Genomic DNA, 25,541 nt, shown 5'->3' on the forward strand with positions numbered 1-25,541 from the left:
GGATTGTTGGGGTGAGGGGAAGTTGTGGGGAGTGGTTTGGTTGAATGTACTGGCTAGTTTGGTGTTAGGGTGGGTTTGGTGTTGTAAGGATTGAAGGGACTTCTTGACTCGAAGTTATGTAGTAATGGTGACTAAACCTTACCACTGTTATCTAGCCTAAACGTGCTAACTAACTCAGATCCCGGCCATATAAGCTAAAAAAGCCATGAATTCCAGGTTCGGGAATTCATGACTTTTTCAGCTTATATTCTGGGATCTAACCGAGTTAGTTAGCACTCTCCCGATATTCATCCAAATCCAACACAATAAAGTTAATTGATTGGCCGGCTTCAACCGTTAATTCGAATGGGGCGCTTGGTACTGGGACCTCAGTCGTTTTAGCCAGTGCCTTGCCGATGGCGTCTGATGCCTTTGAGACGGCGTCGGCATTGTTGGTGCCTAATACCTTGACGCTTGGGACGTCTGGAACTGTGACTTGAATGTGGTTGATGACCGCTGTTGGATCAAAAATTGCTGGATAGACAACGCGTTGCATGGAAAAGCCTCCTTGAAGTAGCGTTTCGAGCCAACGATGCGTTAGCGGAAACGGGTTCGACTAGTTTAACATCACCAGGTTACGCCATGAACGCGGTGCCTAGGATGCCCGATAAAACAATCTACCTATCATCATATCGAATTTAGCGCCAAAAGTACACTCCCACAACGGAATGTTAACCAATCCAAAAGAATTTTTCGCGATTGGTTGACACTTTTGGCCGCTATTTTGTTTGTAGACGTGTAAGCAGTTGGCCAACCTTACAAAATACCTTAAGAGGAGACTCACACATGAACAACATTTGGAAGAAAACGACCCTGACCCTATTAATGAAAAATGCGGATGGTGTTATCGTCCGCCAAAGCTTCAGCAACATCGTTCAACGCCCAACCGATCAGATGGTTCAAGCATGGGCCAAATCATCGCAACGTTGACCGGACTGACGTTTGAAGCCGCGGTACTGACAACCACCGATGACGTGATCAAGATCAAGGCAGCCGTTTAAGGCCATAGGAGGACATGATGGATACAACAAAGACAACGTTACAATTACGCTTCAAAGGTACTGATGATAAGGTTCATAGTTTTGGCTTGGTCAAAGCCGCACCAAACTTGGATCAACGGACGGTTGAGCAAGCGATGACCGAAATCATCGGTTTAAAATTATTTAGTCGTAATGGGGTAGAAATCTACAATGAACCGGTCGGCGCCGAGTACGTGACGACCAGCCACCGCACCGTCTTCGTCGCGTAACCCGGTCTGCCCCCGTTCATTTTCGTCGATGGCACTGAACGGTCAAGGGGGCGAGGCACATGCAACAACGGTTATTGGTCGCCATGCTGTTAGTGGTTGCCGTGCATATGAAGAGTTTGGAATTGGTGATTTTGGCGATTAGTTTGTGGGAGAACGAGAAAAACCTCGTTTAGCTCCTAGAATATAAGTGACGTGAAACAGGTACGACCGTTTTTGGTCGTACCTGTTTTTGGGTTTAATGTTGATGAGTGCTTAAGACGACGTGTTTTGCTGTTATATAAGTTTCGGCGCCACTGAAGCTTTAGGTTTCGCAGGTCGGTTACCTAGTGAAGCCTGCTTGTGATGGTTCGTTTTGGCTACCGCGCCGAAACGCGCTCCACGAAACTGGGAGCTATGTGTAAGCCAACTTCAGTAAAACCGTCTAAAGCCCAGACGCTTTCACTGAAGTCGGCTTACACGCCGCTCCCAAAGCGTTTCGTTCCGCGCTCTACTCATACAAAAACCCCGCCTCTTTCAATGCTGTTCGAATCGCTTTAAGCTGTTCCGGCGTATCGTAGCCAATCGTATGCATATGCACGCCGCCGGTCAATTCGGAAAGTAGGTGGCCTTCCTGTTGTTTGAGCTTACCCATGAAGAGGTTGATATCGCCCACCGTGCTGATTTGGAGTTCGCCCTTGAGGTGACCGTATAGCGGATGATCCACGATGACGTCCTTGATCACGCCGCCGTTGTCGACAATCAGCTTCATTTCCTTAGCGGTGTCGCTTGGAAAATGCCGACAGACGAGAATGGCTTCGTTGCCGTTACCCTTATCGTATTCGTAACCGCGTAACGTGGCGATGATTGGGTCGCCGGATGCTCTTAATAGTGACACATCGCCCACAATGGTTTGACGACTAACGCCAAACTGCTTCGCTAGGGTACTTGCACTAATCGGATGATCGCTTTCAGAGAGTATTGCTTGGATTCGTGACCGCCGTTCCAAACTGGTCATGGGATCGCTTCCTTTCGAGGTTTAGACTTGTTAGGTTTAGTTTAGCAGAGTTTGGGGGTGGGTGGGGAGAAAGATTTTGGTTGAGCGGTTTTGAAGAAGGTTTGGGGAAAGAAAACGCCCGTCAAGGCATCTCGGTGGAGGTGGTTGGCGGGCGTTTTTCTTTTTTTGTTTTGCTGGCTGGTTGCCTTCGCTTTCGCTTGGCAACGCCGCCGTTTTTGTAGTGAATTTATTTGGTGAGTGGTTTGGGGCGATGTGTTTTGCTATTACGTAGTTTTCGGCGCCGCTAGAACTTGCGTTTCCGCAGGTCAACTTCGATGGTGAGGTTTGTCGGCGGTGGGTCGTTCTGGCTACCGCGCCGAAGCGTGCTGCGCAAGGCAGAGAGCTATGTGTAAGCCAACTTTGGTAAAAGTGCCCAAAAACCGGGCACTTTTGCCAAAGTCGGTTTACACGCCGCTCTCTAACAGCCTTGCTCCGCACTCTTGCACTCTAGATAAACAAATTAGTCCCCCGCTGCCGAGCATCCCCAAGGTAGGTGGCAACACCGCCGAACTCAACGCCGTCAATCAACTCTTCCTCTTCAATGCCCATCAAGCCCATGCTCATCGTGCAAGCGACCATCTTCACGCCGGCGTCCTGCGCCTTTTGGAGCATCGTTTCCAGTTGGTCAACGTTGTTGCTGTGCATGAGTTGCTTCATCATGGCCCGACCAGCGCCGAAGACGTTCATCTTTGAAAGTGGCAGTTTCTTGGCGCCCTTTGGCAATGCGATGTCAAACGCCTTAGCTAGGCCCGTCTTGTGAACCTTCACGCCCGGTTTCTTGATGACGCTCAGTCCCCAGAAGGTGAAGAACATCGTGACTGGTTGGCCCATTGCGGCCGCCCCTTGTGCGATGATCAGACTGGCGATGGCTTTGTCGAAGTCACCGTCAAATACCACGATGGTCGTGCCTTCCTTAGTAGTCGTAATCGTATTACCGGCCGCCTGAGCCGCTGGGGCTGCCGCGCCCTTTTGCAGGGTGGCGACAACTTGATTACCCTGGATTTCGTTAGTCATAACCTGATTACCGGTTGCTTGGGCCCACGCCACGATGTCTTTGTGGAAACCGAAGTCTGACGCGGTGACCGTGACGGTGCTTCCTGCCGGCATATCGGCCATTTGATTCTTGACCTTCACGATTGGGCCGGGGCATTGGAGGCCACAGGCGTCGAGGTCAACGTGAGGGGTATTTGCTGAAGGGGCCGTTGGTGTTGGTGTTTCAGCGATTGGTTCGGTGACTTCTTCAACTAAGATTGGCTGCTGATCACTGGGTCATACTGCGACGTCCGGTAAGTTTTCAGCCCACCGTCTAAGTTGTAGGCGTCAAGGCCGTTTTGGGTGAGGATTCGGCTCACGTTATACCCCCGCAGGCCAACCGCGCAGTAAACGTAGATTGGCTTGTCACCTGGCAGTTCGCCTAAGCGGTCCCGAATTTGGTTTCGCGGAATGTTGATGGCGCCCGGTAATTTGGGATTGGCCAATAATTCATCGGGGTTCCGGACATCCAAGAAGGTCGCCCCGCTAGCGAGGAGGTCGTCGACTTGATGCCATTGAATCGTTTTGACGAGGCCGTGTTGCAAGTCGTCCGCAATGTAGCCGGCAAAGTTAACCGGGTCTTTAGCAGAGGCGTATGGTGGTGCGTAGGCAACTTCTACATCGGCTAGTTCATTGACCTTGGCGTTAAAGCGGATGGCCGTGGCGATGATGTCGATACGCTTCGTGACCTTGTCGGTTCCAATTGCCTGGGCACCTAAGATGCGGCCGTCTGGTGCGTAGAGCACCTTCAAGCTAAGTGGTGCTGCACCAGGATAGTAGCTGGCAGAAGATTGCGGGTGTAAATGCAAGGCCTGATAGTCGATCCCCGCTGCCTTCAACGACCGTTCATTGGCACCGGTACTAGCCGCAGTCAGCGCAAAAATCTTCGCAACTGAGGTCCCAAGAACGGCAGGGTTTTCCCGTGAAATACCGCTCAGTTGGTCAGCTAAGTAGCGGCCTTGGCGGTTAGCTGGACCAGCGAGTGGGATCGCACGCTTTTGACCGGTAATGGCATCGGTGACGTTGATGACGTCGCCCAGTGCGTAGATGTGAGCTAAGTTAGTTTCGAAGTGTTCGGTGACGTTGATGAAACCGCGTTGGTCGGTTTCGATGCCGGCTTTTTTAGCTAGTTGTGAGTTTGGTTTAACCCCAATGGCAAGAATCACCAGATCGCTGGCAATTGGGTCGCCATGGTCGACTAACACTTGTTGGCCGTGGTCACTGAAACCGGTCAATTTGGTGTTAAGTAGAAGGCGAACCTCGTTGAGTTGAAGGTGTTCGTGAAGTTCTTGCGCCATTTCGGTATCAAAGTTAGGCATCACTTGACTTGCAGCTTCAACAAGGGTGACGTCTAAGCCTCGGCGACGCAAGTTTTCCACCATTTCAATCCCGATAAATCCACCACCAACGACCGTGGCACGCTTGGCGTGGTGGTCGTCGATGTAGGCGGTGATTTGGTCAACGTCGGGCACGGTGCGGACGGTGAAGACGTTGTTGGCATCTGACAAACCGGGGAGCTTTGGACTACCGGGGTTGCGCCGATTGAAAGTACCAATTCATCATAGTGGTCAGTTATTGAACCAGTTGGCCCTTGAATGGTGAGTTGTTGCTGGTCAGCATCGATGGCTGTCACGGTACTGTTGACGTGAACGTCAATGTTGAAATCTTGTTGCATGTCGTCGACGGATTCGACTAAGAGGTTGTCGCGTTCTGAGATTTTGCCACCAACGTAGTAGGGCAACCCACAGTTGGCGAAGGAGATATAGGGACCGGCCTCGTAGATCACGATTTCGGCTGATTCGTCTAACCGGCGTAACCGGGTAGCGACGGATGCGCCACCGGCGACACCGCCAATAATAACAACACGTTTTGACATATGCTCACGTCCTTTTCTAAGTTGTTTAGAGTATACCCCTAGGCGGTATCTAAATGCAACCTAAAAGATGAACGCTTACATTAGGCGAGATTGCCGATTTGTGGTATCATACCTATGCCGGTATACTGTATTTACCGAAATTGATTGATCCTAATAATCATTAAAAATGAGCCATTAGAGGAGGCCAAAGTCATGACATGTGACCCCAAGTTAATTAACCGCCTGCGCCGGGCCGAGGGCCAGCTGCGCGGTATCCAAGCGATGATGAAGGACGGGCGCGATTGCGCGGACGTCATCACCCAACTATCAGCGGTGGAGTCCAGCGTGAAGCGGGTCATGAGCTTGATCGTGGAAGAGAATATCCAGCAAAAACTTGCGGATAAGGACGATGAGAGCGGTGTGGCGGAGAGTTTGAAGTTGATTGCAAAGTTATAGAGTGTGAAAAAAGCGTTTAGAGCGTGGAGTATAAGGGCGTCCAAGCGATATTGGCCGGGTTTTGGCCAATATTGCTTGGACGCCCTTATATGCAACGCTCTGCTTTTTTTCACACGTTTCGGCGCGGAAGCCAGAACGAGCTAACGAAACCAATCTCACAAAGTAACTAGTAAGCAGAAAGACCAATCCTAAGTGGCGCTGAAACCAAGGTAATAGCAATGCACGTTGCCGGAAGCACTCAGCTAAAACCAAGGTAATAGCAATGCACGTCGCCAGAAGCACTCAGCTAAAATCAAGGTAATAGTAATGAACGTCGCCAGAAGCACTCAGCCGAAATCAAAGTACCAACAATGCACGTCGCCGGAAGCACTCAACCGAAATTAAGTTACCAGCAATACACATCGCCCAAAGCACCCAGTCAAAAACCGAACCCCGAAAACGACATCACCCATTAAGCCAACCCCAAGCCTTCCCCCACAAACACCCCCAAACTATACCACTCCACCCGAAAATTGTTACCGCCACCAAAATTGTGTTAAAATCGACACAATAGTATCCGCAACAAGCCAGTGGTATAAAATACATAACCAACGATAATGGTTCTGGGAGTGATTAGATGATTCGTTTTTGGGGACAGCCCCGTTTTTCAATGGAAACGTGTACGATGAGCGGCTTTGAGCTGTTTATTCGGCAGCACGATGAAACAACTGGTAACTGGGTCGTGCCGAATGATTTTAGCGTTTTCGGTGTGGATCAAGTGACAACGCTATTGCGTAAAACAGTGGCCGCAATGCCCAGTGGTCCGTTGGATGTGTCGTTCAACTTAGACCAAGAACAGTTCGTGGATGAAGCGTATTGTCAGGTACTCTCTGGAATTGAAAAACAATCGGAAGTATCAATCAGTGTTGAATTAACGGAACGTTTGGGCAACGGTGATAAACCGCTCAGCATGGCGGGGTTGAAGAAGGCCGCGAAAGCTTATTACGATGCGGGTATCCCGGTCATTTTAGATGACGTGGGGACCGGCGAGAACCAAACCAATTTAGTTGATGCGCTGGATCCCTATGTAACGGAGTATAAATTCGCCCTGCAAAACGTTCGGGATAGTGAACCAATGTCGGCAATCAAGACGCAGGTCGACTTCTGGCGGACGTTGGCGAAGCAACATGTAAAGCATTTTACGATCGAAGGTTTTGAAGGCCCTCAAGACACGCGGTTGATTCAACTGTATAAGCCAAATGCCGTCCAGGGGTATTACTTTGGCCGCCCGCACGTGTTGCCGATTGCTGCGGATTTTATTGAAACTGAATTCGAATAATCGTGGTCGTTACTGTCTGAACGGATGGTGGCGGCTTTTTTAGTCAGGTTTGAAACTTCCTTGAAGAAACTGTGAACCCGCCCGCAACGTTGGCCGAACTTGTTACAATTAAGGTAACCCTAGACGAAGGAGTGATCAGCATGAAAAAGAAGCAGACGACCCGACCAACAGCGGTGACGCCTCGTGAATTTGTGATTACTTCACCGCTGATCATTGACCAATTAACCACCCAGTTGGCGATTTTGCCCATTGAAAACGTGGAACTGGTGGGTGGCGATACTGCGCAGGAGAACCAGACCGCAGTCATCACCGCCGAAGTGACACCGAGCCACCCCGAAGACCTGTTTCGCTGGTACTTAGACGACCGGGCGCTGGCGTTGCAACCGCAGAATAAACTGCACCTCATGGACGTGCCACTGTCATTGGACGGCATGACGATTAAATGCATGGTGATGCGCCCCGGTGAGCAGGGGACGCTGAAGATTACCGCGGAGACAACGCTCCAAATTGCACCGCAGTTGCCGAACATCGTGCGTCACAGCCGTTGCATCAAGTCGCTGCTGGGAGTACTTTGCGCTTATCCGTGGTTGGCAAGACTGCGCAGGATGTGGGGTATCAGTGGCTGTTTGAAGATGAACCGATTCAGGGTGCGGTGGGGGAGACCCTGCTGGTGCGTGGGTGTGATGCGCAGCATGATGGGACCTATACTGTGCAGGTGAATCGGGGGTTTCGGCGGGTGGCGACTTCGGTGGATGTGCGGGTGGTTTAGGTGGGTTGCTAGATATCGAGCTAGTTGCTATTGTCGATTCTGGATGTTAGATATTAGACTTGATTGTGTATGTATTTTACGTGAGACTTTTGGGTCTGAGGAAGTTGCTTAATGCTAGGTTAACGGCTGAGTTTATTTTGGTATCCGTGGTGTGACTATTTCTATTGGTAAGGATTGAACTAGATTCTTAACTCGACATCGAGGAAGAGGTTACGGGTTCTATACTGTTATATAGCCTAAACGCGTCAAAAAGTGCAGACCCCGGCCATATAAGCAACCCTATCACAAATTCCAGGCCCGGGAATTTATGATAGGGTTGCTTATATTCTGGGGTCTAGGCGCACTTTTTGACGCTCTCCCAAAAAAACAACAACATTAATAGCTTTAATTCTAATTTTGGGTTAAAATGATTACAGTTATAACGATGAATCGTTGTAATGCGAATTTTCATTGCGTGTCGGGACCCTTCCCCTGTAAGAGATCCCGATAGTAGTCCCCAAACAATTGGAGCGGAGCAGTGAGTTGCCCCACTCTTTTTAAATCACTATATTCATCAAGCCTTATTCATCAAGCATAGGGCGTCAAGATTGGAGAATGACATGACAACCATTCAGACAACCGGGGTCGGCAGTGTGTCGACTCGGAAGCCGGTTGCTCAGCATCATTACCGAATAGGTGGCACTATTCTCGGTCATGACGAACTTGTGAAGGCTCAGCGTCGGATTGAGCTTTCCGAAGCAGTATTCACATAGGTCACTATCTCATTTGGAGGTAGTGATTTTTTATTGCATTTTTTTAAACATTAGCTAATTAAAGACAAAAATTCCGCGATTAATCAGCAGAATATGAAGAAACTATGCGCACAATCAGAAACTTCCGTGAAGTCATAGTGGATTGCTGGCAAAACCGATAGCATCATTGTTATCCTGATATCAGAAACAAACGAGCTGACCTCACTAAAGCCCCCAACAGGAGGAACCAATAATGAAATCAGTTAAGATTGCGAGTCTTTTATTAGCTTCAGGGATGTTACTTGGGAGTGTGCATTCGGCGGTGACGCCGGCGTATACGGCGCATGCGCAGACGGAATCGGCGCAGCGGGATGTGTCGAATCAAGTGACGCTGGAAGATGACGATGTTTTTGTGAATGATGAGGGAATTATTACGGCACCTACTTTTAATGATATTCCCAAACTCGTTAAACTTTTTGATGGTGGAGAACTTGTTATTCCGGCAAAACTTAGAGGAAAGACTATTAGAGGCATTGGTAGTTTTGCTTTTAATAAAAATTATGCAAATATGGTTCCTGGAATAAATAATATATCTGGGATTGCTAAATTAACTTTTAAAGCGCCGGGGAATATTAACTATATTCATGAAGGAGCATTCACCGGAAATGCCATCTCCGGTAAATTGTATTTACCGAATGCAGACTGGATTGGTGATGGTGCATTTGGTCAAAACAAGTTAACCGAGGTTGATTTACCGGAAGTTACAGGAATTGGTGAATCTGCATTCTCTAGAAATAACATTAAAACAATTAAATTACCTAATGTTGAAGGTGTATATGCGTCTGCATTTAACGGTAATGAATTAACGGAAGTGACACTTCCGAAGGCAGTTGAAGTATCAGAAGCCGCATTTGCAAACAATGCAATTCGTAAAATTGAACTAAGTGGAAGAGTAGAATTCCCTACAGGCCATGTAGCACCGTATATCGGTGCGTTTGCAGGTCAAAAACTCGACTTGGCTAAGACTGCAGATGGTCAAGGCGCGGTACCGCTTAGTGAGTTATTGCCATCTCTTAAAATAGGCGGTGAAGAACAGTTAGAAATCTCAAATATAAAAGAGACAAATGAATCAGGAAAAGTAACCATCGATAATGAAAAAATTACAGTAAAAGATAAAAATCAATCATTAACGGTAAGGCTAGGTATGGATATCGATAGTGAGTATTCTCGAGGAGGGTATTCCCTCGCTAGTATGCAAGTTAAGATTGATCCTATGCCATCAATTGGGGGCGGCGGTAACAACGGTGATAGTAATACTTCCACAACTCCCGACACTACACCAGAAACTAATACCCCAGATGCCAATCTCCCCGGCACTGGCAACCCCGAAACTCCAATTACTATCTCCCCAGACCCAGAAGTAAACCGCCCGCACACAGTCTACGCCAAACGGGCAATGCGGTTACACTCAAACGTTTCGCTGACGAACCCAACCAAGTCCTACAAGAAACAGAGTCGGGCGAAGGCGGCCAGCTTCCGGATTCAGGGCGTTTCATACGACAATAACGGCAAGAAACGCTACAAGGTTAAGGGTGGCTACATTACGGCTAGCACAAAATACGTTGCGGATAGCCACTTCCGGAGTAGCAAAGTAAAACAGGTTCGGGTAATCGGCAACAAGGTGAACAGCTATAAGAACGCCAAACTGTCCAAATCACAGCAAGTTCGCAGCTACAAGAAGGGCACCAAATTAAAGGTAAAACGGATTGTGAAACAGGGACGCACAACGCGGTTCCAACTTAATAATGGTCGCTATATCACGGGTAACAAGCAACTGTTGATTATGGATCATAGTAAGTAAGCGTAACGATTTAATGACAAACAACCGGTAACTAGAAACACAACTTTAAAAGCCACCGAAATTCACGCGAATTTCGGTGGCTTTTAACATATAGCAGTTAGGTTGTTAATTATTAGAATTCACAAAATGGTACAGACCATCACCTGACCATCTGATACAATCAAATCAGCAGAAGATTAATAACGGTTGGCAGTATTAATCTAAAGGAGATGTTAACAATAATTGATGCAATTTTGTTTGCCTGCATTGTAGTGATTGCACTATTATGGCTTAGGTGGATTCTGGTTCAGCTAATTGTGGTTGCAGACGATATATATCTAGCATGGCAACATCTAAAAGAAGACGTCAAAAAATACCGCACATAAAACTTTTGGACAAGTTTAAACGGTCTTTTTGATTTAAATGACTGCCACTGTCTTTAACGGCACTGTGAGGAAGGCTTAGGAAACCATCTGTCTACACAGGCATCAAGGTCAACGATTCCGAAAAAGGTGACACAGTAATCAACGTTTGTTGTAGAAGTTTGGTATGACAGATTTTAAAGATACTTAGATTAAAAAGTACTTACTCTAAAAGTAACGTATTTAGATTAAATCAAGTATAATTAACTTAAAGAGCAAGGAGGACAGCAAATGATTTATTCAATTGAAGAAATTTCACGCCGAATCAAACCAATTGCTAAAAAATATCAAATTTCAGCGATGTATTTGTATGGTTCCTATGCTCGTGGCGATGCTACTGAGCACAGTGACATTGATCTTGCTTATAAGCGTGAGGGGTCATTAGTACGAGGGTTGCTGAAAATGTCGAGTTTGAAGATGGATTTAGAACAAGTTCTCGAAAAAGATGTTGATATTGTACCTTTGGAAAGCTTTGAGGAGCCGATTATACAACAACGACATCCAAGATATATAAAAAATGTAAAGGTATCTGAGGTACCAATTTATGTCGCATAAAGAAACGATGACTAATCGTGATGTATTAGAGTTGATGTTGAAGTATGCTGACGAGGTCGAAGGAACGATTAAACGTTTTGGTGATGATTATCAACTCTTTGTGAACGACTTTGTGTATTATAATGCGTTATCAATGCCGATTTATCAGTTTGCTGAGCAAAGTCTTAACCTGTCAGAAAATGTTAAAAAGTTATTTGGCGAGATTAATTGGCATCCGATTCGTGGTATGCGAAATTTGTTTGCACACGCTTATGGCTCAATGTCGCCCATTGACATTTGGGAGACGGCTCACGAAGATCTACCAGAATTAAAAACACAGTTACGTCAAATTCTTGCGGACCAGTCTCCGATTTTAAATGAAACTGCCGATGGTAGAAAAAATGATTAACTAACCGAGTCGGATAGTGAAGCACTTCTGTGACAACGTTAAGAAAGACTGTTTAAAACTTTTGGACGAGTTTTAAACGGCCTTTTTTGATTTAAATGACTGACAGCGGCCTTTAACGGGTACTGCGGGGATGGCTTAGAGAACCATCCGTTTACACAAGCATCAAGGTCAGCGATTTCAAAAAAAGGTGAAGCAGTACTCAACGTCTATCGTAGAAAGCAATCGTACTACACATTTACCAAACTCTCCCAAGTTTCAAAATTAAAAACTTCGGCAATATCACAACGTAGTTACCTCCGTAAAACAATAAATCAAAGCGAGGAACTTACCATGCAAAACCTACAATCAGAAAAACTCATCTACGGCATTACCGTCACTCGTGATGGTCGTAACGACGACCTACCTTACCTAGTTTACGTGCCAGCCTATGACGGCTACGCGCGAGGTGAAACCATTGCGGATGCGCTGGAACGGGCCCGGGACTTCATTGGAATGGCGGCGTTGGAGAATCTGATCAGTCAGCGGCCGTTGCCTGAATCGGAGTATTTTGTGCCACAAGCTGATCCTGGGCAGTTAGCGTTGTTGGTTGATGTGAATCTGCGGACTTATCGACATTTGTTTGAATCGCAGGAGGTCATTATTCGGCCGGTTAGTGAACTGACGACTCCTGACGAATTGCTGAGTCGGGTTGCAGTAATCAGCCCGTGTTTTTGACTGAGGCTGGGAATGGTAAGTATGCTGTGATTAGTTTGGAGGATTATAACATGTATCGGGATGCGCTGGAGATTGTGATGCGGATGGAGGAGGAAGAGTTGGCATAGGCTCAAGTGAAAAATACCCCTGAATGGCTGCCGGAGAGGGTGGTCGTTCAGGGGTGTTTTTTGTTATTTACTATAGAGTGGTTGAGGCGACGAGCATCGCTATTACATAGGTTTCGGCGCCACTTGAACTTCGCTGTTCCGCAGGTCAACTATCTAGTGAAGTTTGTCTCTGCCAGCGCGTTCTGGCAACCGCGCCGAAATGCGCTGCGCAAGGCAGAGAGCTATGTGTAAGGCAACTTAAGTAAAACCGCTCAAAGCCCGAGCGCTTTCACTTAAGTCGCCTTACACGCCGCTCTCTAATCGCCTTGCTCCGCGCTCTACAAAAACTTTTCCACAATCCTCAACCCAACCTGCAACCCAGCAATCCCAAACGCTGCCAGTGAGCACAATGCGAAAACGCCAATTTCCCACTTGGCTGCTTTTTTATAGATGAAGACGCCGGTAACGATCAAGAACGCCACGGCGACCACAATTAAGTATCTAAAGATAATCCAGTCCATGTTAAACTCCTTAAGCTCGGTTATTGATTGCTTTCAATTATAGCATTGCAACCAAACCCGTAACGTTACAAAACCATGTCGGTTAGTTGCGCACCAGCAGGGCTTCCGGATACATGGTTTGGATGTAGTGGCGGATCTGTGCCAACATGCGCTGCGTTGATGGCGCCTTGGCTTGTACCGCTGACGTGGCTAAGCCGATTGACCGGTAGAAGGGGTGTTCAAATGGGTAAACTGCAACGTCACCGGTGACCTTCTGTAGGGCCAACTCAGGCAAAATCCCCAGTCCCAAACCAGCTTCCACCATTGCGACGATCGACTGGTCATCAATCGAGAAATGAATCAAGTTCGGCTGAATGCCGTAGTAATCCAGTGCGGCTTTGGTATCACGGTCATAATCTCCCGGTTGCAGGATGAAGTCCTGGTTCGCCATGTCCTCGATGGTAACGGACTTCTGGTTCGCTGGAATGAAACCCTTAGGCGCCACACAGTAAATTTCATCTTGAATCAGCGTATCAACGATCAGATTCTCATTTACCGGCAACACCACGAACCCGATATCCAACGTCCCGTTCTTCACGGACTGCACGATGTCGTTAAACCCGTTTTGCGCCACGGAAATACTGATGTTGGGATACAGCTTCTTAAATGATTGAATGATTGGCGGCAACCAGTTGATGCACACCGATGAGAAGGCGCCGATCCGAATCGACCCAGCGCTCAACCCGTTAATGTTGGCGGCTTCTTGTTCCAGCCGCGCTTCGCTGTTCAAAATCTCCTGAATAATAGGAAGAATGACGTGGCCGTTTGGGGTGAGTTCGGCCCCAGAACGGGAGCGAATAAAGACCGGGAAGCCCAATTCGTTCTCCAACTGAGTGATCGAGTGACTCACGGCGCTGGGTGTCACATTTAATTTAAGGGCCGCTTTTTGAAACGTGCCTTCCTGAATCACGGTACTGAAGACCTGATAAGCAAATGGAATCAAAGTAACATCTCCAATAACTAATTTAATAAGAAATAAAATTTTAGTTTTAATCATGAAAACTGCGATGAAAACCAGTCATTACAATCATTTTAGCCCGTTAAATAAGTGTTCTAAATAACGCGCCAACGACTGCATTTTTCATCCCGTTTACATGAGCGTTGTTCACTCTAAAGTGAAAAAGTTGACGTATACTAAAGTTAACCAAAAGTATATCATAAAACCAATAAGTAGAAAGAGGTAACGCCCATGGATAATCGACTTTTTGCAACCCGAGTTCAACCTGACGTGCCATCCCGGTTAGATGGCTTGTTTCCCCAATTGGCTTTTGATGACGCAATCAAGTTTACTGCTGGCGCCCCGGCGGAGAATCTGTTTCCAACCGAAGCGATGAAGCAGGCCTATCTGGCGGCAATGGCGAAGGAGGGACCGCACACGTTCCAGTACCACACCGTGCAAGGCCCCACTGAGCTACGGGAACGCCTAGCGGAACGCGCGCGGACCCGGATGCAAATTGAGTCGGCGACCGTGGACAACATCATGCTGACGGCTGGCGGCCAACAGGCGATTGATCTAGTCGCCAAATTATTGTTAAATCCCGGCGATGCGATGGTGGTGGAAGCCCCAACCTACGTGGGCGCCCTCTCGGCGTTCGATATGTACGAACCAACCTACTATGAAGTCGAGCTGGAAGCGGATGGCTTGAACACCACCCAGTTAGAAGATACATTAAAGGCCCATCCAGAAATCAAATTCCTCTACACCGTTGCCGACTTCCACAACCCGGGCGGCGTCACCATGTCCGTGGCCAAGCGTAAGCGGTTAGTGGAACTGGCGAACCAGTACGACTTTTTGATTCTGGAAGATACCCCGTACCGTGATTTACGTTACGTGGGCGAATCGTTACCAACCATCAAGCATTTTGACACCGAAGACCGGGTCATCTTCCTCTCCAGTTTCTCGAAGGTCATGATGCCGACGTTGCGGTTGGGTTGGCTGGTGGCGTCACCGATGATCATCAAGCAGTTACTGAAGCTGAAGGAAGCCGCTGACCTAGAAGTGCCGAACTTAACGGCCTCCGCGGTTAACGAGTTCCTCGCTAATAACAGTCTGGATGACCACATCAAGGCGCTGAATAAAGAGTATCGCGTACGCCAACAAGCCATGGTCGCCGCCATCAAGCGGGAAATGCCAGCGGGTGTGACCGCCACGGAACCAGAAGGTGGCTTCTTCACTTGGGTGACCGTGCCGGACTTCATCAACACCACCGATTTACTCTACAACGAAGCCACACCAAATCTGCACATCGCTTACGTGCCATCGAAAAACTTCTATGCCTACAAGAACCACACCAACGGTATGCGGTTGAACTTCACCGGGTTAATGCCGGCGGAGATCGATGATGGGATGCATCGGTTGGGGCAGTTGTTGACGGAAAAGCTGACTAAGGTGACAGACTAGAAAATGCGATGGAGGTTGCGAAAATCGCAACTTATCACTGAAATGTTAACAAATAAGAGACAAAATTATAAAGAACACCTCGTCCAAATTAGACGAAGTGTTCTTTTTTATGTCGCACCACGGGACGATCCTAGGGTGACTGCACCGACTTTTATGCGGCTTAGTGAATATGTGAGCGAGGTGTGGTACGCTAACTAGAATTTAGGGGAAAGGAGGCTTGACCGCGGCGATTGTAACTTGGCATTCAGTTTGGAGGAAGAGATGAGTCAGAATGATTATCCTGAACTATTAGATTTAACCCCGGCATATGCGGCAAAGGTTCGGCGACAAGGGTACCTCGATATTACCGACATTCACCCAGATAACGTTTTACGGACAGCGGACCCCGCTGAAGTTGGTAGATGGCGCAGTGTTGAGTTGGTCATCAACGTGAAACATAAGGGCAGCCCGTACAAGACCATCGTGTTGACCGATCAGCACCACTTTTTTAAGTTAAAGCCAACGCCCAATCAGCTCATGGGGCGACTGCGGCGGGAGTTTAAAATCGATTACCGTTACGATATCAAAGTGCACGCTAAAGACGCGAACGTTACCCGGCATATTCCGTTTATCTGTGGCGATTTTTGGCTGATGCCGGTTGATCAACGACGCGGCAATAACTATTCGTGGTTTCGTTGGCACCATCATGAGGACCCGTGGGACTTTCGGGGCGGCTATACGATTGCAACGCACAAAGATTTTATCCCGTTGCGGTTACCACATACGCGAACGGCGATTAAGAATCGGAAGGACAAGTGTGACAAAATTGCGGAGTCCCTTGCGAAGGCCCACAACGACATCGTGCCAACGCATCTGCGAGAGGTAAAGTTTGACGTTGAGGCGTATCATCCGAAAAGTGCGGCAGGTATTCAGATAAATCTGGTGCTCAGAAAGGTGCTTTCGGAATATGACATTCGGCGATACGGTCCACGAATCACCAACGAACTCTACCAAGGCAACTTTTTTCAACTTGACGAAATGGTGGATCCTGATGAGGCTTAACAATTAAATGAAAAGTCGGCTAGCCTAGTGAGACGACCATTATCCCAGTAATGGCCAGATTTGACTAGTAGCTGGCTTTTTTTGTGCAATCGGTTAAATGATAACCACTTCAGATTAAACCGCTTACAACGGCATTTTGGTTCTCTGTGAGGACTTGGTACAGTAAGGCTATTCATAGCGCTATGAATCACTTTAACGAAAAGGGGTTCATAAAAATGACAGACCAAACGACCCAAACCGCATTCGAGTTCCTAATGACCGGCGACCACGAAAAGCTGATCTACAGTGCCATCAGCAAGCTAGGCGTGCCCAAGCGACACCCAGATTACGATGACCTAGTGCAGGAAGGCCGCCTTGTGTTCGTGACGATTTTCCGTAAATACCCGCAAGATCCACTGGCTGAACCAAAGCAGTTCCTGGCGTATGCTCATAAGGCATTATATCGTCAATTGTTGAATCAGCGATTGAAGACGAAACGATTACAGGATAAGCATGCGGTGGCGGATGAAACGAACGAGGCGGGAACCCACGTCGATGCCCTCCATAACGAAGTCGTGGACGAGGCGCTTCTGATAGAATGGCTTCAGCTTTGTAACACTAATGAGCAACGTTTTTTGATTGGCAGCGTTCGTGACCGCATGACACCAACGGAGATTGCGGAACGGTGGGGTGTTTCTCGGCAGGCAGTGTATAAGTGGCGTAGTGGGCTACGAAAGAAGTTAGCGAACGTCTTAGGGGATAATGATTAGGAACGGTTAACGAGGTTAAGTACGACGAGTGATAGTAAATTAATTTTAGCCGGCTTTACCCGTTATCCACGTTTAACCAATGTTATAAAAGATATATAATCATAAGTAATTTAACGTAGAGGAGCGACTAATATGAGACACCCAATCCAACATGCAATCTGGTCAGCATCGTTAGGACTGCTGGCACTAGCAACCGTAACCGTGGCAACGCAAAGTATCAAGGCACACGCTAAGACGGCGTCAACCAAGCGCATCGACTACCGACTCAAGCACATGACGACCAACGAAAAGCTGGGACAGTTGTTTGTGGCGGGTGTCTCGAACGACAGCGCGGCGACGAAGCATGACATCAAAAACTACCATCTGGGCGGCATCATTTTGATGGGCAATAACTTTGTTGGCACCAAGACCAGCTTTAAGAACCGGTTGAAGGGGTATCAAAAGGTTGCTAAGACGCCACTACTGATTTCGACCGATCAAGAGGGTGGCACGGTTTCCCGGTTGAGTAGTAACACCAGAATCTCCGGCCACAGCCACTACTACTCACCACAAGAGGCGTACCGTCACGGCGGCATGAAGAAGGTTGTGTCGATTTACAAATATCAGGCCAAACAACTCCACTCACTAGGCATCAACTGGGACTTTGCGCCGGTAGCGGATGTTTCCGCCAACAAGGGAAGCTTCATCTACCCACGGACGTTTGGCCAAGGTTATAGTGCGACCGCGAAGTACATCGGTGAAGTGGTGCCGGCAATGCAACGGTATAACGTGGCCGCTACTTTGAAGCATTTCCCCGGCTACGGGGCTGCAGCGGATACGCATACTGGGACGCAGTGGTGAATCGCTCACTCAAGCAGTTTGAAAGTCAGGACTTCCTCCCATTTAAGGCGGGAATCAAAGCCGGCGTTGATTCGGTAATGGTCACGCACATCATCCTCAAGCAGGTCGATCCGACTAAGCCGGCCTCGTTATCGAAAAGGGACATTAACCTACTGCGCAACACGCTGGGCTTCAAGGGCGTCATCGTCTCCGATAGTCTACAGATGGGAGCTGTGACCAACTACGTTAACCAGCACCACGTTTACCGTGACGTACTAGCGGTGCAGGCGGGTAACGATATGCTGATCAGTTCGGACTACAAACAAGGTATTCCGCAATTGAAACGGGCGTTAGCAAAGAAGCAGATTTCAATGACGCAGGTGAACGCTTCGGTAAAACGGATCTTAACGATGAAGGAAAAGTTGGGCTTGAAAGTCTAAAAATGTAGAAAGTGGCGAAAATGATAGGGCACCTATTTTTCTATAGGTGCTATGTCATTTTCGCCACTTTTGGTTTTTTAACATATAAAACTGGTAACCAGCGATTTAACGGCACTTAAACAAATCGCAACTCTTTTTAAAAAGTGAACGAATTTCAAAAAAAACGGCAACTAATTAAAAAATAAAATGAATGTAAAGGTTACAATTGTACACCATCTAATCGCCAATTTATAGTGAATCCAAACTTTGTGCAGAATTGAACCACGAATATTACAGTGCTTCGGAAAGCGAATTCTAAATTAAGGGAAGTAACACAGACAAGTCAAGGGTTAGCCGTTATATTACAAAACATTTCAGTCGTGAAACAATATTTCAGACTGGCAACAATTGAGCGCTTTTCTTGATTAGAAAATAAGCTTAGGCTATACTCGCATATAGAGTTAAGAGCTCGATACACGATGACCGATAAAAATTTAAGTTTTAAATGACTTAACATTTCATTTGATTTTGTGTATACTGTTTATGCTTGATGAGTTACATAAATATATGTTTGGAGGAATTACACATGCAAGCAAGTTTAAAGAAATCTCTTTATGTTGGCTTAGCTGCATTGTCATTCGTTGCCGCTGCCGGCGCAGCATCAACGACTGCATCTGCTAAGACCTATGCTAAGGTTACGTCAAACACTACTTTGACTACCGCAGCTAACACTCGGAACGTTACTCTTAACGGTTCTAACGCATTATACACTAAGGCCGGTACTTTAAAGGGTGCCAAGGTTGTTGCTTCTACTGCAACTGCTAAGACCTTAGCTGATGCAACTACTGGCAAGGCTAACTTCCGTGCTTACCGTGTTGCTACTACTAACCGCGGTTCAGTTTACTACAAGGTTGTTTCATTTGACAAAGCATACCGTGGCTGGATCTACGGCGGCAAGTCAACTTCAGCCTTTGCTGGCGGCGTAGCTTCATACGCAACTACTAAGGATGCTACTGCTCCTGCAGCAACTGCATCATACAAGTTAAGCTCAGCAACTAGCACTACTGCTAACACCTTGTTCTTCAAGGAACCAGCATACACCCAATACAAGATTGGCCGTGCTACTGTTGATGGCAAGACTTTGACTACTACTGACGCATACAAGGATGCTACTTTCACCTTTGGCGCAGCTAAGACTACTTCACGTGAAGGCGATCTTTACTACCAAATCGCTACTGTTAACGGCTCAAAGACTAATGGTTTAGTTGGTGCTTGGGTTAAAGCTTCTGATGTTAAGTCAACTTCAGCTGTTGCAACTGAAAACAACAGTATCAAGGTTAGCTACGTAAACGCTGCTAACAAAGAAGTTGGGACTGCCACTTTCGTAGTTAACTCAAACTTGACTAAGAAGGGTGACAAGGTTAACTCCTTAGAAAACAACGATCACCAAACTCTATGGCAATTCGCTAGTGCTACTGCACAAGTACCTGCTGGGTACCAAGTAACTAACACTACTAGCCCTGCTAAAGATGGTGACACCCTTATCGGTGATACTTTCGTAGTTCACGTTAACCAAACTCAAGGTACTAAGGTTAGCTTCTACGTTGATGCCGTTGACGATTCTGCTAAGGATATCGACAACTCAGGTAACGTTAACGCCCTCGTTAACGGTTTGAAGGCCGGTTCATCAGTTGGTAGCGAAATCGCTGCTAAGTCATTGACTACTGACCAACAAAAAGCCTTGAACGGTACTACTACTGGCCTTATCGGTGCTGATGGTTTGAAGACCATCTCTGATTCATTGTTTGCTGATGGTCAACCATTAGCTACTTTGACTGGTAGCAAGACTTACCTCGACCGTGCAGGTAACAAGTACTACTACACTTACACTTTCGATGGTGCAAGCAACTTCACTACTGACAACCGTACTAAGAACTACGGTGACACTTTAGTTGCTACTTACAAAGCAACTTTGAACAAGGGTGAAGCTCCTACTGCTACCGCTGCTAACACTGACTACATTGCTAAGTAATTAACGATATAATCTTTGCTAGTATTAGCAGTTTGAAAAAGCATGTCCTTTAGGATATGCTTTTTTATTTGTTGAAATTAGAACATGCGTTCGATAGGTGTGATATAATTATTTTAAGGATGATGAATTAATGTAACGATGCCTCGCTACTCTAATAAAGTGGTATGGTTAGGCTTTGTAGTTTAGACATCAAGGTACTAGCATCTTGATAGTTCAGTGACTGACATAGCGTATCCTGAACTAGTTGAATGTCGACTATGTTGTAGCTATGCAGCAATTGTCCTTTAGAGATGAACTCATAAATTAGGCCATTGATGTGTTTGCTGATGCTATGTTCTCACGATGAATAGGGATGAGCGAATAGATATTCGAATCCGTGATATTGGCCAGTTGAGTGAACTCACTACCGCTATCGAACGTGATTGATTTATAGTGCTCAGCGCCATAGTCTGCCAAAATGTTTTCCAAATCGTAGTGACAGGTATTTGCACGATAATTTGGTAACTTAAAGATGATTTTAAACTTGGAGTGGCGCTTAGTCAGAGTCATCAAGTCCGGGTCCATCTTGGGTGCGCTTATCTTTCGCCAAAGTTATCTGCCAAATGACTAATTACTGTTGGGCATTCTGCATTAGAGGTGCTCAAGACTTTCTTATTTAATCGAGAGCAGGCCTGATTGTGCTACCTTGACTCGCCGTCAGATCAGTACTACTCATCATGGTTAAGGGTTCCTTGTCGGTGTCGCGATAGTCGTTGGTGTTGTCGCTTGCGCGTATAAATACTGACACCTGTATCAGTTAAACATATTGGAGTTTGGACGTCATTTGAAGCGCAGTAGTACACTTGATTTTACGACTAATGGTGTTAAATATCGGATAATTTCAGACGTTGACATGGACGCTTATATGAATAGGTCGTCATATCCTTTTTAGTCTAGTTATTTATCGTTGTACTCAATTTTAAATCTGAGAAGATAGTAATAATCATTTTTTTTTGCTAAAATGGATTAAACGCGATTCACCATAGATGAAGGAGCTCTTAATGGAATTTTTAAAAGATATTCTCGAAATCATTGTTGCACTTCTTACAATTACAAACTTAATTTCGGGTTTTTTCCTAAAAAAAGCACATGATGAAATTCGACAATTAAAGATTGATCTTAAGCAAGATAGTCATGACTACCTTAAGCAAACTGTGAAGGCAAATCGTGTTCTGTTGCTAATAATGGTGATCATGTTAATATTATCAATCAAGGAAGCGAACATGATGCCTGATAATTTAAAAATTTCTGCAAATAAGCAAAGTGTTGCAAACAACGGAAATAACAATGCAGTAGCAAATGGTCAAAATGCGTTGGCTATTATTAATAATTTTAATGGGGCAGTCGGATTACCAAGAAGGGCCGCTATTTTTGAAGTTTGCAAAATAATATCTGAGGCTAATATTGATTTTAGCGAGGAGTATTCAATATCCAAAAATCCAGATTGGGATGTAAAAATCAAATTTAATAATGTTGTCGAATTCGTTGACATATTTGATTTCTATGCATCAGGTTACGATCGTATTGAAAAAATTTTATCTGGTTTCCCAAAACGTGAAGTCATGATTCGTAAAATAAATTGTGTTTATATACGACTTAGAGCTACAAATACATTAGTTGATCGAGATAATGGAGATTTGATGTTATCAAAAGTTTTTGATGAATTAAAATTATTACTAAATCAACTTAACGATCAAATAGAATTTCCTTTAATAGATGAAGAAATTGACAGTGCAATTTATCTGCTTATGTTTTACGCTTTTACAAAATGTAAATTATTACAACCACCCACAAAGAAATGAGGTGAGGACAATGTTAATCATTGATAAAGATAGTAAACCTAAGGATACAGTACTGTACGCTTCAGCATCTTTAGCTCGTTTATTGAAAGCCTCACCATTAGCTGTTCCAGAATTGTATGTGAAATACCAACAATTACAAATCTCGAATGCTTCATATGATACGTTTCTTGCAGCGCTTAATTTTTTATATTTACTTGACCTTATCAAAATAGGAGAGGATGGACGAATTTATGAAATTAAATAAGCTCCAATTGCTTAAAACAGCTCCCTCTCTTGAGGTAATTCGAACCGTTGATTTTCATGATGGTATGAATTTTATAGTTGATGCTGGTAGCAGTCAAGAAAAGGGTAACGGAGTAGGCAAAACAACGTTTCTAAAGCTTATAGATTTATGCCTGGGAGCGAAAGAAAAAAATACATCTATACTGATTATGAAACTCAATCAGAAAATGTAAAATTAAAGAATTTCATCGAAACGTCTAAAGTACGTGCGGAATTAACACTCTCCGATACCCTAGATTCAAAGGGAAAAAATGATGTTGTATTAGGTGTAGATTTATTTCCGCGAGGACGTAAATATATAGATAGTGTTGCATATAAAGCCAAGGATTACACTAGCTATTTAAATCAGTTACTGTTTAATAACGAGAATGATGCTCCTACATTTCGTCAGTTAATTGGTATGTTTGTTCGTATCAACATGAAAAGAGATACAAATGGGTTTCTTCACTTTCTGGATGAGCACGTAAGTAACGATTTATACCTTCTTGTTTACTCATTTCTTTTTGAACTTTCAACTCCTGAAATTACTAACAGTGTGTATTCTGCACAAAATGAAAGTAAAAACTTATCAAATCAATTGAAGAACTTTAAGAAATTAAATAACATTCGTTCTCAAGACGCAATTAAACAAAAAATTGGTCTTTTAGTTGAAGAAATTAATGATATTCAAAAGCAATTAGACGGTTTAGTAGATTCAAAGCGTTTTATTGAAAATCAAGAAAAAGTAAATGAAATTAAAAGTGGCTTATGCGCGGTTAAACGATGCTATTGATGCGGCTGATTATCAAATTCAAGTTAATCAAGAAACTCTAAATAATTCACTGACTCAAAGAAAAAATCAATTAGATATGGATTCGCTAGAAGAATTATATGAGGATTCAAAAAAACAGCTTGTAAATGTTCAAAAAACTTTTGCGGAACTAGTGTCATTTAATAGTCAGTTATTAACAAATAAAATTCATTTTTTTGAAAAATTAATAACAAAATGGACGACAAAAAAACATGAACTTGAATTACAACGGCATCAACTTTTTGAACAACATAAAAGTTTAATTATGTTGATTCAAGATGATAAAATTGAAGAATATACCAATCTTCAAAATCGTTTAGGCGAAAATCAGCAAGAATTAGGAAAAAATCGTCAAATATTTAAAACCATTGAAGACCTTGAAATTAATCAAAAAAGAGTAGAAACAGAATTAAGTAAGCTGCTTGATCAACAAAGGGATGCATCCAGTCAAATTATGACTTTTAATAAATTTTTCACTGCTTATTCAAAACAATTAAATGGTGATGAATATATGCTTTATAAAAGTGATTCAGGTTTTCCACTTGATATTGAATTAAAAAATCCACGTGGGTTAAGTACAGGTACTAAAAAGGCCCTTATAGCTGCTTTTGATTTGGCTTACCAACAATTTGCACAATCAATCGATAAGACCGTACCACGTTTTATAGTACACGATGTACTTGAAACTTTAGATTCAATTGCTTTCAATGGAATTATTGATTTAGCTACCAAACTAAATGTACAATTTGTTGTTGCGGTTTTGAAAAATAGGATTGAATCACTAGATGAATTTAACTCCAGCAGTATTTCTTTAACATTGACGGAAAATGACTCTCTTTTTGGAATTTAAAGTTAAGGGTTAATATGTAAGTTTACTTGGTAATTGGATTAAAATATGCAACGTGCAACTAGGTTTGATTAATTCTAGCAAGGCACTATTGCTCTCAATAAGTCTTTAAATGCGTAACTCGATATCTTGAGCTACGCATTTTGTATATAACGAACCGTTTGTTTCTTGACGTTTCAGAAATACTTTATAGTCATATAAATTCGGATATGTTACTATACAAGTAGAGAGAAATGGTTAACGCCATATCTCAATAGACCGTTTGTCAACGGGAGTAGGCAAGCGGTATGTTCATTAGGATGATCATGACGGAAAGTGACACAACTAATGTTTGGGGGAACTGAATATGAATGAACGGACACGGCAACAAGCTGCGAAGATGGGAAGTAAGGTGCATTACCGTGCATATAAAGTTGGAAAACGCTGGCTGGTAGCTGGCATTTCCAGTTTAGCCTTAACTGGGGTTTTATTAGGTGCGGGCGCAACTCAGGCTTCGGCGGCGACTGATGAGACTAGTTCAGCGGATGATCAAGCAAGCCAAACAACGACTGCTGGGGAGACGTTGAACCAGCAGGAAGTGACGTTAGCTAGTTCAACTAGTGATACGACGGCGGTAACTTCGGGGAATGAAATGAAAGCGGATACTGGGACTGTAGCTGAAACTATGGCGCCTGAGGTATCGGCTGCTGAAGTGGCGGTTGATAGTGAGGCTCCGGTGGCAGTTACTGGCGAACAGGCTGTTGCGAATGACGATACCACTGTGGACGCTACTGCGGATGACACTAACGTTGCAGTTGATGATGTGCAAATCTACAACTTAGGCACTGCCAGCGATGAAGTCGCTGATGCAACTAAGGCGCAAGCGGCCCAGACCTATGCGACTACTGGTCAGGCACAGAAGATTACGCGGGTGGCAGATGCGGTTGCCGATGCTACGGATCCGACTGATGCGGCTGTTGAGATGGTATCTGTTTCGACAACGATGCAGACCACCGATGGTGCATTAGTGATGAAAGCCACTTTACCAACAGTGGCAGGCCAATTCTATAACGTTATTAGTAATAGTGATATGGATGGCAACGGTAATATGATCCTCACTGATGAAATGGTGACGATGGCCAAACAGCATGCTGAAGAGTTACTTGCCACGTATCCGGGCGCAACATTGGAATTCGGCGATGATATAACCGGTAAGTATGAATATGTCAGCGTGAAAAATGAGACCACTGGTGTTGAAACGACTGATTTTTCAAAACCAATAATGGTCTATATT

General features: G+C 45.1%; 27 protein-coding genes and 2 pseudogenes. 22 read left to right on the top strand and 7 right to left on the bottom strand.

Going from position 1 to position 25,541, the window contains the following annotated elements:
- Window positions 1-265: 265 nt before the first annotated feature.
- On the bottom strand, window positions 266-535 hold the full coding sequence (locus JCM2765_RS10400; RefSeq protein ID WP_054736583.1) for a hypothetical protein: 270 nt from the start codon (window positions 533-535) through the stop codon (window positions 266-268).
- Between the two features lie 290 nt (window positions 536-825).
- Between JCM2765_RS10400 and JCM2765_RS17190 the strand changes: the two genes are divergently transcribed.
- A complete protein-coding gene (locus JCM2765_RS17190) occupies window positions 826-969 on the top strand; it encodes a hypothetical protein (protein ID WP_156301763.1) in 144 nt (47 codons plus the stop codon).
- Window positions 970-1,054: 85 nt separating this feature from the next.
- The gene (locus JCM2765_RS10405) at window positions 1,055-1,288 is read left to right on the top strand and encodes a DUF2922 domain-containing protein (protein ID WP_082405092.1); all 234 of its coding nucleotides are present in this window, start codon (window positions 1,055-1,057) and stop codon (window positions 1,286-1,288) included.
- A gap of 487 nt (window positions 1,289-1,775) precedes the next feature.
- Here JCM2765_RS10405 and JCM2765_RS10410 read toward each other — a convergent pair whose 3' ends face one another.
- Window positions 1,776-2,282 carry a transcription repressor NadR gene (locus JCM2765_RS10410; RefSeq protein WP_054736587.1) on the bottom strand — a complete coding sequence of 169 codons (507 nt, stop codon included), beginning with the start codon at window positions 2,280-2,282 and terminating at the stop codon, window positions 1,776-1,778.
- An 80-nt stretch (window positions 2,283-2,362) separates the two neighbouring features.
- Here JCM2765_RS10410 and JCM2765_RS17195 point away from each other — a divergent pair, with 80 nt between their 5' ends.
- Window positions 2,363-2,503 carry a hypothetical protein gene (locus JCM2765_RS17195; RefSeq protein WP_156301764.1) on the top strand — a complete coding sequence of 47 codons (141 nt, stop codon included), beginning with the start codon at window positions 2,363-2,365 and terminating at the stop codon, window positions 2,501-2,503.
- A 265-nt stretch (window positions 2,504-2,768) separates the two neighbouring features.
- Here the strand turns inward: JCM2765_RS17195 and JCM2765_RS18225 are convergent, their stop codons facing one another.
- The 3 genes and pseudogenes from JCM2765_RS18225 to JCM2765_RS19130 form a co-directional block, all read right to left on the bottom strand.
- Window positions 2,769-3,437: a DsrE/DsrF/DrsH-like family protein gene (locus tag JCM2765_RS18225; protein ID WP_054736588.1), complete on the bottom strand. Its 669-nt coding sequence runs from the start codon at window positions 3,435-3,437 to the stop codon at window positions 2,769-2,771.
- A 128-nt stretch (window positions 3,438-3,565) separates the two neighbouring features.
- The gene (locus JCM2765_RS19125; protein ID WP_369404070.1) at window positions 3,566-4,192 is read right to left on the bottom strand and encodes a rhodanese-like domain-containing protein; all 627 of its coding nucleotides are present in this window, start codon (window positions 4,190-4,192) and stop codon (window positions 3,566-3,568) included.
- A gap of 177 nt (window positions 4,193-4,369) precedes the next feature.
- A pseudogene (locus JCM2765_RS19130) lies at window positions 4,370-5,229 on the bottom strand (NAD(P)/FAD-dependent oxidoreductase); the annotation flags it as partial.
- A 192-nt stretch (window positions 5,230-5,421) separates the two neighbouring features.
- On the opposite strand from JCM2765_RS19130, the gene JCM2765_RS10425 reads away from it, so the two are divergent.
- The 8 genes from JCM2765_RS10425 to JCM2765_RS10455 all read left to right on the top strand — a co-directional run bounded on the left by JCM2765_RS10425 (window position 5,422) and on the right by JCM2765_RS10455 (window position 12,401).
- Window positions 5,422-5,664: a metal-sensing transcriptional repressor gene (locus tag JCM2765_RS10425; protein WP_054736590.1), complete on the top strand. Its 243-nt coding sequence runs from the start codon at window positions 5,422-5,424 to the stop codon at window positions 5,662-5,664.
- Between the two features lie 616 nt (window positions 5,665-6,280).
- Complete coding sequence (locus tag JCM2765_RS10430; protein ID WP_082405093.1) at window positions 6,281-6,982, top strand: EAL domain-containing protein; 702 nt, start codon at window positions 6,281-6,283, stop codon at window positions 6,980-6,982.
- Between the two features lie 71 nt (window positions 6,983-7,053).
- Window positions 7,054-7,701, top strand: coding sequence for a hypothetical protein (locus JCM2765_RS10435; RefSeq protein WP_156301765.1), 648 nt, complete (start codon window positions 7,054-7,056; stop codon window positions 7,699-7,701).
- Window positions 7,702-8,350: 649 nt separating this feature from the next.
- A complete protein-coding gene (locus JCM2765_RS17200) occupies window positions 8,351-8,503 on the top strand; it encodes a hypothetical protein (protein WP_156301766.1) in 153 nt (50 codons plus the stop codon).
- 232 nt (window positions 8,504-8,735) lie between these two features.
- Window positions 8,736-10,343, top strand: a complete 1,608-nt coding sequence (locus JCM2765_RS10440; protein ID WP_054736596.1) for a leucine-rich repeat domain-containing protein — start codon at window positions 8,736-8,738, stop codon at window positions 10,341-10,343.
- A 632-nt stretch (window positions 10,344-10,975) separates the two neighbouring features.
- Window positions 10,976-11,299, top strand: a complete 324-nt coding sequence (locus tag JCM2765_RS10445) for a nucleotidyltransferase family protein (RefSeq protein ID WP_054736599.1) — start codon at window positions 10,976-10,978, stop codon at window positions 11,297-11,299.
- Window positions 11,289-11,687: a HepT-like ribonuclease domain-containing protein gene (locus JCM2765_RS10450; protein WP_054736601.1), complete on the top strand. Its 399-nt coding sequence runs from the start codon at window positions 11,289-11,291 to the stop codon at window positions 11,685-11,687. Before JCM2765_RS10445 ends, JCM2765_RS10450 begins: the two co-directional genes overlap by 11 nt.
- 330 nt (window positions 11,688-12,017) lie before the next feature.
- A complete protein-coding gene (locus JCM2765_RS10455; protein ID WP_054736603.1) occupies window positions 12,018-12,401 on the top strand; it encodes a type II toxin-antitoxin system HicB family antitoxin in 384 nt (127 codons plus the stop codon).
- Between the two features lie 424 nt (window positions 12,402-12,825).
- On the opposite strand, the gene JCM2765_RS10460 is transcribed toward JCM2765_RS10455, so the two are convergent.
- Complete coding sequence (locus JCM2765_RS10460) at window positions 12,826-13,008, bottom strand: hypothetical protein (protein WP_054736605.1); 183 nt, start codon at window positions 13,006-13,008, stop codon at window positions 12,826-12,828.
- 82 nt (window positions 13,009-13,090) lie between these two features.
- Window positions 13,091-13,990, bottom strand: a complete 900-nt coding sequence (locus JCM2765_RS10465; RefSeq protein ID WP_054736606.1) for a LysR family transcriptional regulator — start codon at window positions 13,988-13,990, stop codon at window positions 13,091-13,093.
- 246 nt (window positions 13,991-14,236) lie between these two features.
- On the opposite strand from JCM2765_RS10465, the gene JCM2765_RS10470 reads away from it, so the two are divergent.
- The 11 genes and pseudogenes from JCM2765_RS10470 to JCM2765_RS10520 all read left to right on the top strand — a co-directional run.
- A complete protein-coding gene (locus JCM2765_RS10470) occupies window positions 14,237-15,448 on the top strand; it encodes an aminotransferase-like domain-containing protein (protein ID WP_054736608.1) in 1,212 nt (403 codons plus the stop codon).
- A gap of 261 nt (window positions 15,449-15,709) precedes the next feature.
- Window positions 15,710-16,489, top strand: coding sequence for a hypothetical protein (locus tag JCM2765_RS10475; RefSeq protein ID WP_054736610.1), 780 nt, complete (start codon window positions 15,710-15,712; stop codon window positions 16,487-16,489).
- Between the two features lie 215 nt (window positions 16,490-16,704).
- A complete protein-coding gene (locus JCM2765_RS10480) occupies window positions 16,705-17,238 on the top strand; it encodes a sigma-70 family RNA polymerase sigma factor (protein ID WP_054736613.1) in 534 nt (177 codons plus the stop codon).
- A gap of 273 nt (window positions 17,239-17,511) precedes the next feature.
- Window positions 17,512-18,497: pseudogene (locus JCM2765_RS10485) on the top strand (glycoside hydrolase family 3 N-terminal domain-containing protein).
- A gap of 565 nt (window positions 18,498-19,062) precedes the next feature.
- Window positions 19,063-20,508, top strand: a complete 1,446-nt coding sequence (locus JCM2765_RS10490; protein WP_054736614.1) for a hypothetical protein — start codon at window positions 19,063-19,065, stop codon at window positions 20,506-20,508.
- A 1,040-nt stretch (window positions 20,509-21,548) separates the two neighbouring features.
- A complete protein-coding gene (locus tag JCM2765_RS10500; protein ID WP_054736618.1) occupies window positions 21,549-22,349 on the top strand; it encodes a hypothetical protein in 801 nt (266 codons plus the stop codon).
- A 10-nt stretch (window positions 22,350-22,359) separates the two neighbouring features.
- On the top strand, window positions 22,360-22,593 hold the full coding sequence (locus tag JCM2765_RS10505; protein ID WP_054736621.1) for an ABC-three component system middle component 6: 234 nt from the start codon (window positions 22,360-22,362) through the stop codon (window positions 22,591-22,593).
- The gene (locus JCM2765_RS17205) at window positions 22,580-22,804 is read left to right on the top strand and encodes a hypothetical protein (protein ID WP_156301767.1); all 225 of its coding nucleotides are present in this window, start codon (window positions 22,580-22,582) and stop codon (window positions 22,802-22,804) included. The genes JCM2765_RS10505 and JCM2765_RS17205 overlap by 14 nt, the downstream gene beginning before the upstream one ends.
- A complete protein-coding gene (locus JCM2765_RS10510) occupies window positions 22,741-23,403 on the top strand; it encodes a FlxA-like family protein (protein ID WP_054736623.1) in 663 nt (220 codons plus the stop codon). Before JCM2765_RS17205 ends, JCM2765_RS10510 begins: the two co-directional genes overlap by 64 nt.
- Window positions 23,360-24,271: a DUF2326 domain-containing protein gene (locus JCM2765_RS10515; protein ID WP_054736625.1), complete on the top strand. Its 912-nt coding sequence runs from the start codon at window positions 23,360-23,362 to the stop codon at window positions 24,269-24,271. The genes JCM2765_RS10510 and JCM2765_RS10515 overlap by 44 nt, the downstream gene beginning before the upstream one ends.
- 343 nt (window positions 24,272-24,614) lie before the next feature.
- A partial coding sequence (locus JCM2765_RS10520; protein ID WP_156301768.1) for a KxYKxGKxW signal peptide domain-containing protein occupies window positions 24,615-25,541 on the top strand: 927 nt, incomplete at its 3' end.

This window comes from Secundilactobacillus similis DSM 23365 = JCM 2765, assembly GCF_001311075.1.
GTDB classification, from domain to species: Bacteria; Bacillota; Bacilli; order Lactobacillales; family Lactobacillaceae; genus Secundilactobacillus; species Secundilactobacillus similis.